At 61.7% G+C, this 12954-nt stretch carries 15 protein-coding genes; 6 read left to right on the top strand and 9 right to left on the bottom strand.

Annotated features, from left to right (window positions below):
* Positions 1–8: 8 nt before the first annotated feature.
* The 4 genes from ACX80O_RS07535 to ACX80O_RS07520 form a co-directional block, all read right to left on the bottom strand.
* A complete protein-coding gene (locus tag ACX80O_RS07535; protein ID WP_459333046.1) occupies positions 9–893 on the bottom strand; it encodes an ABC transporter permease in 885 nt (294 codons plus the stop codon).
* Positions 893–2599 (bottom strand): glycosyltransferase family 4 protein, encoded by a 1707-nt coding sequence (locus ACX80O_RS07530; protein WP_459333045.1) that lies wholly within the window; start codon positions 2597–2599, stop codon positions 893–895. The genes ACX80O_RS07535 and ACX80O_RS07530 overlap by 1 nt, the downstream gene beginning before the upstream one ends.
* Before the next feature lie 38 nt (positions 2600–2637).
* The gene (locus ACX80O_RS07525) at positions 2638–3837 is read right to left on the bottom strand and encodes a glycosyltransferase family 4 protein (RefSeq protein ID WP_459333044.1); all 1200 of its coding nucleotides are present in this window, start codon (positions 3835–3837) and stop codon (positions 2638–2640) included.
* A gap of 115 nt (positions 3838–3952) precedes the next feature.
* Positions 3953–5068 carry an S-layer homology domain-containing protein gene (locus ACX80O_RS07520; RefSeq protein ID WP_459306705.1) on the bottom strand — a complete coding sequence of 372 codons (1116 nt, stop codon included), beginning with the start codon at positions 5066–5068 and terminating at the stop codon, positions 3953–3955.
* Between the two features lie 221 nt (positions 5069–5289).
* Between ACX80O_RS07520 and ACX80O_RS07515 the strand changes: the two genes are divergently transcribed.
* Positions 5290–5586 carry a hypothetical protein gene (locus ACX80O_RS07515; protein ID WP_459306707.1) on the top strand — a complete coding sequence of 99 codons (297 nt, stop codon included), beginning with the start codon at positions 5290–5292 and terminating at the stop codon, positions 5584–5586.
* Positions 5587–5737: 151 nt separating this feature from the next.
* Positions 5738–6007 (top strand): hypothetical protein, encoded by a 270-nt coding sequence (locus ACX80O_RS07510; protein ID WP_459333043.1) that lies wholly within the window; start codon positions 5738–5740, stop codon positions 6005–6007.
* A gap of 99 nt (positions 6008–6106) precedes the next feature.
* Here the strand turns inward: ACX80O_RS07510 and ACX80O_RS07505 are convergent, their stop codons facing one another.
* Positions 6107–7144, bottom strand: a complete 1038-nt coding sequence (locus ACX80O_RS07505) for an LCP family protein (protein ID WP_459333042.1) — start codon at positions 7142–7144, stop codon at positions 6107–6109.
* A 102-nt stretch (positions 7145–7246) separates the two neighbouring features.
* Between ACX80O_RS07505 and ACX80O_RS07500 the strand changes: the two genes are divergently transcribed.
* Together ACX80O_RS07500 and ACX80O_RS07495 are read left to right on the top strand one after the other, a co-directional pair.
* Positions 7247–7723 (top strand): DUF3515 family protein, encoded by a 477-nt coding sequence (locus tag ACX80O_RS07500; RefSeq protein ID WP_459306713.1) that lies wholly within the window; start codon positions 7247–7249, stop codon positions 7721–7723.
* Complete coding sequence (locus tag ACX80O_RS07495) at positions 7723–8646, top strand: aldose 1-epimerase family protein (RefSeq protein WP_459333041.1); 924 nt, start codon at positions 7723–7725, stop codon at positions 8644–8646. Before ACX80O_RS07500 ends, ACX80O_RS07495 begins: the two co-directional genes overlap by 1 nt.
* A 100-nt stretch (positions 8647–8746) precedes the next feature.
* Here ACX80O_RS07495 and ACX80O_RS07490 read toward each other — a convergent pair whose 3' ends face one another.
* The 3 genes from ACX80O_RS07490 to ACX80O_RS07480 all read right to left on the bottom strand — a co-directional run bounded on the left by ACX80O_RS07490 (position 8747) and on the right by ACX80O_RS07480 (position 10744).
* A complete protein-coding gene (locus tag ACX80O_RS07490; RefSeq protein WP_459333040.1) occupies positions 8747–9742 on the bottom strand; it encodes an AfsR/SARP family transcriptional regulator in 996 nt (331 codons plus the stop codon).
* Positions 9743–9906: 164 nt separating this feature from the next.
* The gene (locus ACX80O_RS07485; protein WP_459333039.1) at positions 9907–10263 is read right to left on the bottom strand and encodes a hypothetical protein; all 357 of its coding nucleotides are present in this window, start codon (positions 10261–10263) and stop codon (positions 9907–9909) included.
* An 88-nt stretch (positions 10264–10351) separates the two neighbouring features.
* Complete coding sequence (locus ACX80O_RS07480) at positions 10352–10744, bottom strand: hypothetical protein (RefSeq protein ID WP_459333038.1); 393 nt, start codon at positions 10742–10744, stop codon at positions 10352–10354.
* Positions 10745–11186: 442 nt separating this feature from the next.
* On the opposite strand from ACX80O_RS07480, the gene ACX80O_RS07475 reads away from it, so the two are divergent.
* Together ACX80O_RS07475 and ACX80O_RS07470 are read left to right on the top strand one after the other, a co-directional pair.
* Positions 11187–11861, top strand: coding sequence for a GAF and ANTAR domain-containing protein (locus ACX80O_RS07475; protein ID WP_459333037.1), 675 nt, complete (start codon positions 11187–11189; stop codon positions 11859–11861).
* A 32-nt stretch (positions 11862–11893) separates the two neighbouring features.
* Positions 11894–12607 carry an ANTAR domain-containing protein gene (locus ACX80O_RS07470; protein ID WP_459306725.1) on the top strand — a complete coding sequence of 238 codons (714 nt, stop codon included), beginning with the start codon at positions 11894–11896 and terminating at the stop codon, positions 12605–12607.
* A 142-nt stretch (positions 12608–12749) separates the two neighbouring features.
* Here ACX80O_RS07470 and ACX80O_RS07465 read toward each other — a convergent pair whose 3' ends face one another.
* A complete protein-coding gene (locus tag ACX80O_RS07465) occupies positions 12750–12914 on the bottom strand; it encodes a hypothetical protein (RefSeq protein ID WP_459333036.1) in 165 nt (54 codons plus the stop codon).
* Positions 12915–12954 lie beyond the last annotated feature (40 nt).

Here is a 12954-nt window from a genome sequence, read left to right as displayed (position 1 = left end):
ACTCTAGCTCACTCGTCACGGCCGTACGTTTCTTCTGCGAACCAAAAGTAAATCATGCCAACTGCCAACGCCCCGAGCGCCCACGCACCGAGAATTGCCCACGATTCCCAGGACGGAACCTCACTGTACAAAACCGCCTGCCGCACTATGGTGAGTACTTGGTAAAGCGGGTTCAGTTCGATGAAGGGCCTTACGGCGGGGTAGGGGTCAAACAGCTCGATAGAAAACATGACGCAGGACGCGTACATCCACAGGCGCATTGCGAAGCCGACGAAATTTGCTAGGTCGTTGACTTTGGATACCGCGCGCGCCAGAAGAAGACCGATCCCCAGGTTGAAGACTGTTTGGAGGAGTAACGCCGGGATGATCAGCAGCCACAGCCAGGTGATGTCTTCAGTGGGTTCTAATAGCAGTACCAACACCAACATGGTGATGACTACCGGGACACTGGTCAAGAGCTCACGGATGTTCACTGAAAGCAGCAGAGTTGCCCGGGGGAAATTGAATGCCTGGATAACCTTCAGATTGGATGGGATTGCACGGGCACCCGTGGAAATGGCCCGGCTGCTCATCTGGAAAAGAAAAACCCCAATAATCAGATAGCCAATGAAGTTCTCCATGCCGCGGCTTGCCTGCAGCAGGACGCCGAAAATGAGGTAAAAGGTCAACCCGTTCAGCACTGGGTTGAGAATCAGCCAAAAACTTCCAAGTCTGTCTTTGGTGTTTCCCGTCTGGACGCTTGCCTTCGCATCGAAAAAGACGAAGTGCCGGTAATCCCAGAGCGCCACGAGATAGTCGAAGAACGGAGGTTTGGCCCCCACCCGGGTGAGCGGGCGAAGGTCTACCGACGTCGGTACGACGCCGCTCTGGTGCCCATCGTTCACACTGGCCACTAGGCGGACCGCCCCAGCCCGACGTAGGCCTCCAGCAGGGCTGTTGAGTTACCGGCCCAGGTCCGCTTCGCCAGCACCAATGAGCGGGCAACGTCGCCGAGCGCCACAGCCACCGGGGTGAGGCGACCGCCGTCGTCAATCAGACTACCGATCCCCGCGGCAAGGAATGCCACATCCTCAGGCGGAACCAAGACTCCGGTTCCGGTGGAAACTATTTCGCGCAGCGCTGGCAGATCACTTGCGACCACCGGACGGGCGCAGGCCATCGCCTCGACTGGCTTCAACGGCGTTACCGCTCGGGTCACTGCCAGGTCCTTTCGCGGTACAACAAAAATGTCGATGGCTTGATGATGAAGCCGCGCCTTTTCCCGTGGCACCCGACCGGTGAAGGTGACCAAACCGGATACGCCGAGTTCCAGGGCCAAGGCTTTGAGCGAAGGCAAAGCAGCCCCATCTCCTACAATCAGGCATCGCAATCCAGGACGCTCCGGCGTCAGAAGGGCCAATGCCCGCAGCAAATCATCGAGCCCCTCATAGTCGACAATACTGCTGACAGTGCCAACGTAAACTCCGTCAGTGGGCAGTCCCAGCAACTCACGTGCACTCCGTGAATCCATCGGTTCAGTGAAATACTCATCGCCCACTGCGTTGGGGCACAACAGAATCCTCCTGGGATCAACTCCCTTGGTCACAATGTCCTGCTTCATAGCCTCGCCCAACGTCACCACCAGGCTGGCACTTTGCATAACCTGGGCTTCACTTTCAGTGAAAAGCTTATAGCGTTCACTCTGCTTTGCCGCATCAGCACGGCTCGACGCCCAGGTATCCGCCAACTGACCGCGAACCTCGTATACCCAGGGAATGCCGAGGACCCGCGCCACCTCCCGGACAACTACGCCGTTAACAAAGTGCGTAGTGGTGTGTAACACGGCCGGCCGAACCTGTAACGCCAGCTCGAGAAGTTGATCGGCCTGCTGTTGCAGCCGGGCGTCAAAGCCCTTCGGTAGCCGCGCCGGAAGAAGCCGGTGATAGGACACCCCATCGATGTGATCGGTGTCAGCGGCAAAGAGCTTGCCTACCTGCACCGGATAGCCGACCCGGGTCGCAGCATGGACGGTCCACCCGGCGTCGTGCTGTGCCTTGAGTATCGAGTGTGAGCGCTGGGCATATCCGCTGCCCGTATGGGGCAACGAGTTGGTCAGGACGTGAAGCACCGTGCGGTCACGGGGAACATACCCCGTCACTTCGCTTAGTGTCGGTGTCCAGCCAGCAAAGACCCGCCGTTCGGAGTCAAGCCGTTCCGCTGCGCCGCGGTGCCCGCCTGACTCGAGCGCCGCCACTGCGCCGCACATATCGCCGTCGAACCATCGCCGTCGAGCAACAGTTCTACTCACATCCGCGGCGCCCGTGAGCTGCGACTGAAGGAGGAACTCGTCGGCCAGCAACGGATACCCAGCGGCGAGGGCTATATCTGCCAACAAAGCCGCTCGCGATGCAGAAGCACCGCTATCGAGGGCTGCCTTCAAGACGGCTTGAGTGCGCGACTGGTCACCCCGGAGGTAAGCCGCCACCGACTGAACCACTGGCCCGCCGTTCAGCCGGGCCGCCACCCCAGCCAGCCGGTACACCAAACCGACGGACAGCCTTCGCGATACCTGCAGCAAGAGCAGAAATGGATCATCCCCCAGATGACGGAAAGCAGTCACACCTAACAACCGCGTGTTGCGCAGCACCGATCCTGGACTCACCGGTGTGGGCCCCCAGCAACCTCGGCCAGCAGATCAATATACGTTTGGCCCAGCGCATCGACGTCGGCGTTATTCTCCACCCACGCGCGCCCGGCACCGTTCACCTGAAGCAAGGTTCGGTCTGCCAGCAGGGACCGCCACAGCTCGGCGACATCCTCGGGAGAGGAAGAGACAATATGACCCGACTCGGCATCCTCAAGGATTTTCCGTGCCTCGCCGAGGACGATTCCGGTAACGTGCCTGCCCAAGGACAAGACTTCGTAGGTTTTGGAAGGAATGGTCGTCTCGAAGGACTTCCAATCATCGCGCAGCGACACGATGCAGCTATCCGTACGATCATAAAAGCCCATCACCGCCGGTCCATGCACGGGTTGGTGAAACTCCACCGGTGCCTGCAGATCGTGGGCCAATCGCACTAGATCGGCTCTCTGCACGCCGTTACCCACCATCGTCAAACGCATCTGGCGACCGACTAGCGCTGCCGCCCTGATGGGCACATCCAATCGCTGGCTCTCGCCATGATTGCCGAGATACAGCACCTCAAGCCGGTCCGATTCCAGCGGGGGCGCTGGCAGCTTATCCAGCCCACGCAGGTCCACCCCGTTGGTCACCGTGGCAACATTCTGGAGGCCACGGTCGCGTAGTGTCCTGGCGAACCCGTGGGTGACCGTCACCACCAGGTCGGCCCGATCCTGGATGGCCATGATGATTCGCTCCACGACGCCCTTGGCGCTCCCGCGCACAAGCCGCGCATCCCGGGCAATATCCGGCCAGGCATCGCGCATGTCCACGACCAGCGGGCGCTTCAGCATCCGGGACACCACAAACCCTGCACCAAGAATGGGGAGACTGGGAACCGTGACGACGACGACGTCGGGCCGCTTGGATATGAGGGCCGCGGGAATGCTGCACGCTGCGGAGAAAAGGTGATTGCTGAGACGACCCAAGCGCGTATTCCGGTGCCAGAGGAAAGGAACCCTTCGGATCCGTTCGCCGTGCTCTCCGCGGGAGCACAGAAAAGGAACTCCCGCTACGCTACGGGGCAGTGTCCGTCGGCCGTGCGGCGCATGCGCAACCGGCGTAACGACGTCGACGTCCCAGCCAGCGGCGCGGAACGAACGAACGAACTGTGTCCACCTTCTCTGCGGCGGGCTGTGCTCCGGGGCATAAGAATGCGTCAACAATAAAATACGCACTATGCACCCCCAACGTGTCTCGGTTGCTTCGTGTCAATCAGGATCAGGATCAAGTGTAGACCTCGGGCAACCAAAGATCCGGTTTGCGACCGTCTTGACTGGATTACGGCGGTCGCTATGGTTGCGTGTTGATCATCACCGCGTAGCGATTCATGAACGCTGCCATGGCGTCGCGGTTGACAGCCGTAAAGGGCCTGAAGGTCTTAGAGCCGTTGCCTTCGTTCCACCCTCCACTGATTCCAGTAGATGCCAGCCAGGATATCTCTTTGAAATAGACATTGTCGGTGGCCACGTCAGCGAACGGCGACGCCGGCGGCTTCTCCAAGTCGGACCGATCAGCAAACCGATACAGGAAGACTGCCATCGCATCCCGGGCTACCGGGCTCAGAGGCATGAAGATTCGCGTTCCGTCGTCCTGCGCCCAGCCGGTGCTGATCCGCTCGCCGGCCAGCCACGAGATCTCCTTGTAGTACACGTTGCTTTTGGCGACGTCAGTGAACGGCGAGACTGCCGGCGGCGTGTAGTCCGGTGAACCGGCGAGGCGGTAGATGAACGCTGCCATCGCATCCCTGGCGATGGGTGTGACCGGACGGAACGTTGTCCTCCCGTTCCCTTCATTCCAGCCAGTAGTGATGCCGGTTGAGCCTAGCCACGAGATCTCCTTGAAAAACTGCACTTTCCGGGGAACGTCGGCGAAAGAGCGGACGGGAAAGGCTTTGGCGGTGGTCGCGACGACCGTTACGCCGGCCTCGACAATCACTGTCTCCGCAGCGGTCTTGAGCACCTTCGCCGCTATCCACTGGGATGCACCAGCCAATTCGGCCTGGTCGGGCCGTGACTCGTCCAGGTACAGGCGGTAGGACCCGGGCTCGAGTCCGTCTAGCAAGTAGCTTCCGTCGACGACAGGCTGGGTCTGCACAGCGCCGGGGATTGCCTTACAAGGCCTTTCCGGAGCCATGGTTTCGGACGCCAGATCCGCTACGGGCTCGGAGGGCACCCCGGGTAGGAGGGTGCTGCCAGTAATCGGGAAGGCAGACACGCAGACCTGTTGATCGGCGTCGACGGTTCCCGTGATTTGACCTAATTCTTGTACTGGCGGTTCGGAGGGGATTCCCGCGCCCATCAGCAGGGTCGAGATGAGAAGGCCCGATGCAGCTGCGGTTGCACGTCGCCCAACACTCCAGCGGGTTTGTGGCTGGTTGTCCGGGCGCGGTAATTCCACTCTGGTCATGCTAAGTCCCCCTACTGATACGAATGTTTCATTCATCGTATGGCGGGGCTACTGGCCATACGTGCTGTGAGCGCGAATCGGGGGTAAGCGTGATCGAAACGTCACCGGTTCCCGTGCTGGTCCGCTCGGGACCTTCGAGCTACTTTTTGGGCCTTGGACTGGCCGAGCCGCCGCCGCGAAGCTTCGCGTAATACAGAACTCCCAGGCCGACGAGAGCCAGGATGACCAAGACCCTGGTAACCGGGCTGGAGCCAATGGAGGTCTCCTCAGACGTGACGCTCGCTTCGCTCACGGCTGCCGCAGATGGCGTTGAGGACGGCGTTGCCGACGAAGTAGAGGTCGGCGTAGGTGTTGCCGTACGACTTTCGGTGGCTGTCGGTTCGGGAGACTCGGACTCTTCAGGCTCGGCGGATTCCGATTCTTCGGGCTCCGGTGTTTCTTCCGGCTCTTCAGTCTCGGTCGACTCAGTCAAATCGACCACTGCACCGGTGACGGCAATGAACCTGAAGTCTGTGTAGAAAAACGTGGTTGGGTCAATGAGATTGCCGGTGTCGGGTTCGATCAGGAACCCTGTGGGCGGGTGGATCGGGTATCCGGTTACCGGGTCAATAGCAAAACCAGTTGCAGGATCAATAGCTGGAGCCGGATCCTCCTCCGGCTCCGGCTCGGGTGCTGGCTCCGGAGCGGGTTCGGGCTGCGGAGCGGGAGCCGGAGCGGGCTGCGGAGCGGGTTCGGGCTGCGGAGCGGGAGCCGGAGCCGGAGCGGGCTGCGGAGCGGGTGCAGGAGCGGGCTGTGGTGCAGGAGCGGGCTGAGGTGCGGGTGCAGGTGCGGGCTGCGTCGGCCGGGTTGTGGGTGCCGGCGCTGGCGCCGGCGGGCGCGTGGTTGCCGAAGGCGCGGGTATTGGCTCAACCGGTCCCACGGGCAACGGCGGCTCTATGACATCGGCCTGAGCGACGCCTACCCCGGCACCAACACAGAGTGAGGCCGCGGCTAGACCGGCGAAAGCACGGCGCATCAATGATCCCATGGGTCCTAATTCTACTGTGCTGCACCCTGGACGTAGTCGCCCAGCGTGTCGGTGTCCAGCGCTCCGGCAATATCCGCAATTGCGGCGTCGTCCTTCAGAATAATCGACTGACCATCGACGGAGGTGCCAATCCCCAGGTTTGGCAACGTGAAGAATTGCACATCATCGCCGCGAACACTCCTCAATGACAGCGCCAGACCGCCTGCCGTCCCGGCGTCCAGCCCCTCATCAACACTCAGATAGGGCGTGACCTGATCCACTACCTCGTAGACCTTGAACGGATTAAATAGCGTCTCAGAGGTGAGGATCTTGCCCATGATGGCCTTGATGAACAGCTGCTGATTCTTCACCCGTTGAAAGTCGCCGTCGGTAAAGGCATACCGCTCACGAACGAACTTGAGCGCCGATTCCCCTCGCAGGTTAATCTCGCCCTGCTCGAAGAACTCGCCGTCCGCTCCGCGTGACTGGAACGGGATCTCGTTGCTGACCGTCACACCGCCCAGCGCATCAGTGAGGCCGGTAAAGCCTTCGAAGTCGAGGATCGCAACGTGGTCGATCGGCGCATCGAACATGCCCTCAAGCGTCTGAACCAGCAGCGGCACTCCCCCAAACGCCGTGGCGGCATTGATCTTGTGCTCCCCGTAGCCGGGGATCTCGGTCCAGATGTCCCGCATGATCGACATGACGTACACACCCTCGCGGTTGGCGGGAATGTGCATCACCATGATGGTGTCGGAGCGTCCAGCATTGGGTACGCCCGGCAGGTCCTCGGTCTCGCCGCTGCCACCGTTCTCGTCGGTGCCGAGCAAGAGGATGGTTTGGGCTCCCTCGGCTGCTGCAGTGCGGGTGGGCCGGTCGGCCGAATCCGGGAACGCGTCTTCGATGGTCTGGGTCTGCGTGTTGTACGTACTCGCCAGGTTAAACAAGTACCCGCCGACGACGAGGCCAGTGACCAGCACCAACGCGACCGCGGAGACGAGAACAACGCGGACCGGATGGCGCTTCCGGCGAGCGCTCCGCTGAACGGGTTCTTCGGGATACTGTGACACGACAATTTTTCCTGACCTGAGACAGCTCCTCATCCTAGCGATCAACCGTGGGAAGAAGCTGAGAGGCGCAACGGCGTCACCAGGGGCCACTAAACTGACACCATGCGTGCCTCCCGTCTCCTAGCCCCGCTCGCCGTCGTCGTCCTTGGCTTGACGGCCTGCTCGCCGATCGTTGGTGTGGAGGCAGCCGCCGACGCCGCCAACCCAGAATGCGCGTCAGTGATGGTGTCCCTGCCGAAACTGGTTGCCGAGAACGAGCTGCGCGAAACCAACAGTCAGGCCACCGCTGCGTGGGGCAATCCCTCGCAGGTGGTGCTGCGCTGCGGCGTCGCCGTCCCTGGACCCACCACGGATTCCTGCGCGTCAGTGAACGGCGTCGACTGGATCGTCCAGGAAGAAGCCGAGGTGTGGCGGGCCACCACCTATGGCCGCAACCCGGCGGTGGAAGTGCTGTTTGATCCGAATGAGGTGCCGTCGAGCACCATTCTGGTAGATCTGGGGGCGGCTGTGTCTGTGGTGGCGCAGGATTCCGAGTGCCTCAGCCTCAATGACGACCTGGAACTACCCGAGGGCTCGTGATGGATCACGCCGCCGCCACTCCCCTGTCCGGGCGCCAACTCAGCTTGCGGCGCGGCGAGTACACCGCCGTCGTCGTCAGTGTTGGAGCGTCGCTGCGCGAACTCCGCTTCGGGGGCCGCGACCTGATTCGCGCCTATTCCGCCGACGAGATCCGCCCCAACTATCGGGGCGCGCTGCTGATCCCCTGGCCCAACCGGGTGGTGGACGGCACCTACGCGTTCGACGGCGTCGCGCACCAGCTCGGCCTGTCCGAGCCCGAGCGCGGCCACGCCCTGCACGGGCTCCTCGCCTGGGAGGACTGGGAAACGGTTGAGCAGAGTGAATCGTCGGTGCGGCTTCGGGCGACCGTGGTCCCACAGGAGGGGTACCCGTTCCGGCTCACCGTCCAGGCGACGTACACGCTCGACGACGGCGGCCTCACCACCTCGGTCACCGCTCTCAACACCGGCCCCGACGCTGCACCCTACGGGGTGGCACCCCACCCCTATCTGGTGGCCAGCGACGACCACGTGGATGACTGGACCCTGGCCCTGCCCGCCGCCACAGTGCTGGAAGTGACGCCCGACCGGCTGATTCCCACGGTTTTGACACCCGTGCGCGGTACCTTTGATTTCCGTTCGCCGCGGCAGATCGATTCCGCGTTCCTCGACCACGCGTTCACCGATGTCCAGTACGACGGCGACGAGGCCACGGTCAGCGTGACCGGTGCCGACGGGCGTGGGGCTGCGGTCTCGTTTGGCCGCGACCTACCCTGGGTACAGGTGCACACCGGGGATCTGCCGGCGAATCCTGCGGGTAGCAGACGGGGACTCGCCGTCGAACCCATGACTTGCCCGCCTGACGCCTTCAACTCGGGAACGGATCTGGTGGCGCTGCCGCCCGGCGCGGAGCACACTGCCTCGTGGCGGATTCACGCGGTCTAGAACCCTTGGTTTGCCCGCTCACCTTTACCCGCTTCCGTTTTGCCCGCTCACCTTTGCAAACGACGACGCGGTGCAGCGACAACTTCCTTGACGGACGACCTTACGCCGCTGGCACCGTGCGGATCAGGAACGATGTGAGGAGTTCGCTTGCTTCGATGAGGGCGCTTCGAACCGGGGGAACTGACTGCAGCGCAGCGGGATCCGTCGAATCCGGACGCTGGGCAAGTTGCCGGTGGAGGACGAGTAAGGCCGACAAAAGGGGTGCCAATTCGTTCTCCCCCTCCGCCGTTGCGCTGAGGAGCCGAGCGTAGGCTGCCAGAAGGACGGGGCCTGGGGCACACCCCAGCTCCTGGTCAAAGGTGCGGCGGCATTGTTCATAACATTGCAGTCCCTCCGCAAACTGGGAGTCCTGCTCCAACCCAAGGATGAGGGCAACCCAGGCGCGTTCATTCAGCTGATCTGTTGCCAGCGCCTGTCGTGCCCAGGACACGGCCTCAGCGGGTTTGCCAAGAAACGCGGCGGCCTCGGCGGCAAGGACACTGGCCGCGGCTGCTCTCGCCGCGTGGAGTGCACGTTCTTCATCCGCCCAGGCAGGCCGGAGTTCGTCCCCGAGAAGCGGCGAATGGTTGAGCCGTAGCGCGTCGCACAAGAGTTCGTAAGCCGCCGACGGGTCGACGCACCGGTGTGCCGCACTGATCTGCGCGGAGAAGCGGTCCAGGTCAAGGTCGACGAGGTCGCGATCCATGACGTAGCCGGCGGTGACCGTCCGCAGGGGTCCGGCTTTCCCCGCACCGGGTTGAATGTGACGACGAAGCACGCTGATATAGCTTTCAAGGGTCGGAAGCGCCTCTGCAGGCTTGTTCCCTGCCCATAGCCGCTCGATGAGCCGGTCCTTGGACACGGGGTGTCCAAGTTCCAGAAGAAGCAACTCCAGGATCTGGCGCGGCTTGGGCCCGCCGAGCTGCCGCGCGTTGAGCACTGTATCGCCGCGCCTCACGATGAGGCTTCCGATGATCTGGACGCTGAGATGACATGGAGTGGTGGACGGCCTACTGACGAGGGGCCGAATTACAGCGAAATCTACTGACTGAGTCATATCCGAGACCTTCAACTAACAGTGAATGTTGACAAGGCCCAATCTAGGAATTCCCCAGCCCGCACGCACGAGTGGCACCTACCCGACTTTTCTCGGCTCCGACGTCGGACTACTCGGTTTCCACTCCCCCGCGCGCGCACGGTCGAGCGAGTGGTACGCAGGTGTCAGCGTACGGCTAGGTTTTTGGTGGCAGCTGCCCCGTAGAGCCAGGATCGGATTACCAGAGTAGGTGCGTCAAGTTTGGCCAGGCGCCCGACGTCGACGTGTTCCCACGCGGTAAAAAGCAGCGCATGGAGGGAAGCGGTCATCCATTCAGCTGTGTAATCCCCGGTGAGAGCTCCGCGGTGCTGTCCGCGCGAGATTGCCTCGCGGATCACGACGTCGAGTGCCCGGCTCCTTGCCGCGATGTCCTTTTCGTCGTCGAGCTCGTGAGCCCTGAGGAGGAAGGTGATCTGCGGGCCCAACGGGATCATGAGTTCTACGAATCGGTGGAAGCTTGCCCATGATCTTTCGACAGGCATTCCTTGGCCTGAATCAATCCATCATCTGAACGGTCCGCCGCCCGTCGCTAGCTACCCGGTGTCCTGCGGACGCGTTGGGGTGAACTTTTCAGGACTCTTTCAACGATGCCGCGGGCCTCGAGATCGACCTTGGTGTAGCGGACGCAATTGGAAGCCTTCCGTTAGGGAAGGCAGGATGGGCTCCAAGGGTGTTCTGAGCTTCATTGACGATGACCTGCAAAAGTACTGTGCCATCCTCCGCGGAGAAAGCATCGATCGTCTTGAGAATAATGTCGACAAGCAGTTCGTACTGCTCGACGGCGACTGTCCACCCGTCCAGGCCATCCGGGCGGGTGGCGTTGAACATTTGAACCCGCCCACGATCACGCGCTCGTGCGTCTTCGAGCCACGCGCGCGAGCTGACGGCCGCTGAATGCGAGTTACCCGGCGTGCGCACGCTCAACGCCGTCGACCCGACAGGTGTAACCTGCGTCGATGTCACTTGCTTTGGTCCACTTCATGGTCACCTCCTAGCCAGATGAAATGACTTTACGCTCATGATGCGCCGACAGCAGAGCGTCCGGACGAATCGCAGAACGAGCTATGTCCCCTGCATCCCTATCCGGCGGAAGCCGACCCTATCCCCGGGGTCCTACGCCTTCCGGCGGGGTTGAGTCCAGCTCGGCGAAGTCCGACGACTGACGACCGCTCAGAGTGTCCTAAAACGGTGAGCCCGCCTATCTCTGCGTATCTTTTTTTGCTGGGTCACATGCGGCTAAAATTGGAGAAGTTTTCAAATTCGGCGCGGTTGGCTCACTGCCTCGGGAGTCGGCGGCCGTAAGAAAGGGCGAGAAGGATGCTGTCCGCGTTGCGCACCCCCAGTACACGGACTCTCTACCCCGCCGCTGCCGCGTCGTCGTCGTCGTTCAGATCAAAGCGCAACGATGACTGACGGAACGGTATCCGGGCTGGAAGAGGTGTGTTGCACCTTGTGTGCATCCTTTCTTGACGCACTGCCGGTGTCTGGGGCCGCTCTGTCCGCATTTGGCGGTTCCATGCAGGAAACCACTCTATGTGCGAGCGATGCCCTCTCCGCCCGGCTGGATGAGCTGCAGTTCGACTTGGGTGAAGGACCTCGATGGACTGCCGTCCGTTCCCGCGCGCCGGTGCTCATTCCCCGGGTGCGTTCGGAGTCCCATGAGGACTGGCCGGTGTTCGGCAACGCTTTGCTCGAAACGGACGCGCAAGCCCTCTTCATTTTCCCGCTGGCTATCGGCGCAATGGACATTGGGGTGGTCGAACTGTACTGCGACAGTCCGGGACCACTGAGTGGACCTGATCTTTCGACAGCGCGATCTCTTGCCGACGGTGCGGCGTGGACTTTGCTGCGTAGCATCCTGGCATTGGACCCCGACGACGGCGAACACCAGTCTGCTTCGTTGATGTCCCGGCGGGAAATTCATCAGGCGACCGGGATGGTGCTGGCGCAGACTGGCGGCTCTGCCGCTAGTGCTTTGCTGATCCTGAGGGGCCACGCGTTCGCCAACGGGCTCACCCTCCGCCAAACCTCCGACGCTGTGTTGGATAGGAGGCTGAACTTCACCCCCTCTATGCCCTGATGGAAGTAACGGATCCTTGATACCATGTTTGCATGGACATGGCAACCCGCTCGAGCCGGGTCAGCGCCGCCTTTGTTAAGATCGCCGATACCCTGGTCGGTGATTACGATGTGCTGGACCTGCTGTACACGCTGGTGGAGCAGTCCGTGGAACTACTCGATGCCACGGCCGCTGGGTTGATGCTGGCTAGCCCTGACGGGGTGCTCCAGGTGCTGGCATCCACCAGCGAGGAAAGCCAGCTAGTTGAGGTGCTCCAGCAGGAATCCGGCGCAGGGCCCTGCGTTGAGTGCTACACCACAGGGGTCCCGGTCACCGTCCGCGACATCGCTGGAACCAGAGACCGCTGGCCTGAGTTTAGGGACGCAGCGACGGCGCAGGGCTTTCGTTCAGTACACGCCTTCCCGATGCGTCTACACGGCAGGACCATCGGGGCAATGAACCTTTTCCGGACGGACGTCGGAGAGCTCACCGACGAAGACGTAGCGATTGGACAGGCGCTAGCTGACGTGTCGACCATCGGGATCCTGCAAAAGCGCCTGGTCAGGGAATCCGAAGTCGTCAACGAGCAATTGCAGGAGGCCCTCAACAGCCGGATCCTTATCGAACAAGCCAAGGGCATGATCGCTCACCTCCAGGACGTCGACACAAACGAGGCTTTTCACCGCCTTCGAAGCTACGCGCGGACCAACAGGCGAAGCCTCCATGAAGTAGCAGAAGCCGTACTGAACCGCACGCTGATCATTTAGCGCTCATGTTGGCGGGGCCGCCGCCGGTGCCCGAGCACCGAGGCTCTTGATCAGATGGTTAGAAAGTTTCCACGGAGCGCATCACTTTGGGGACGGCGATCATCGCAGCGGCATCGCGCCGGTCAAGTTCTTCGGTGAGGAATTATTTACGGAATTCCGTTTCCGGGTCAGGGGTACCAAAGGCCCGGTATTCGGCATCCAACGCCCGGTGTATCCGGCTGTTCAGTACCTCGACCTCCGTGTCGTCGAGACTGGTGAGGTCCACGGGGAACGGATCTTCAGGTGAAAGCAAGCTCTTGTAGTTCATTTGTCATTCATCCTTTCAATGCGTCGTGATGGTCTAACGG

The organism is Arthrobacter glycogeni, from assembly GCF_054511155.1.
The sequence above is the reverse complement of the archived record's forward strand: the minus strand, read 5'-3'. Positions and strand labels throughout refer to the sequence as shown.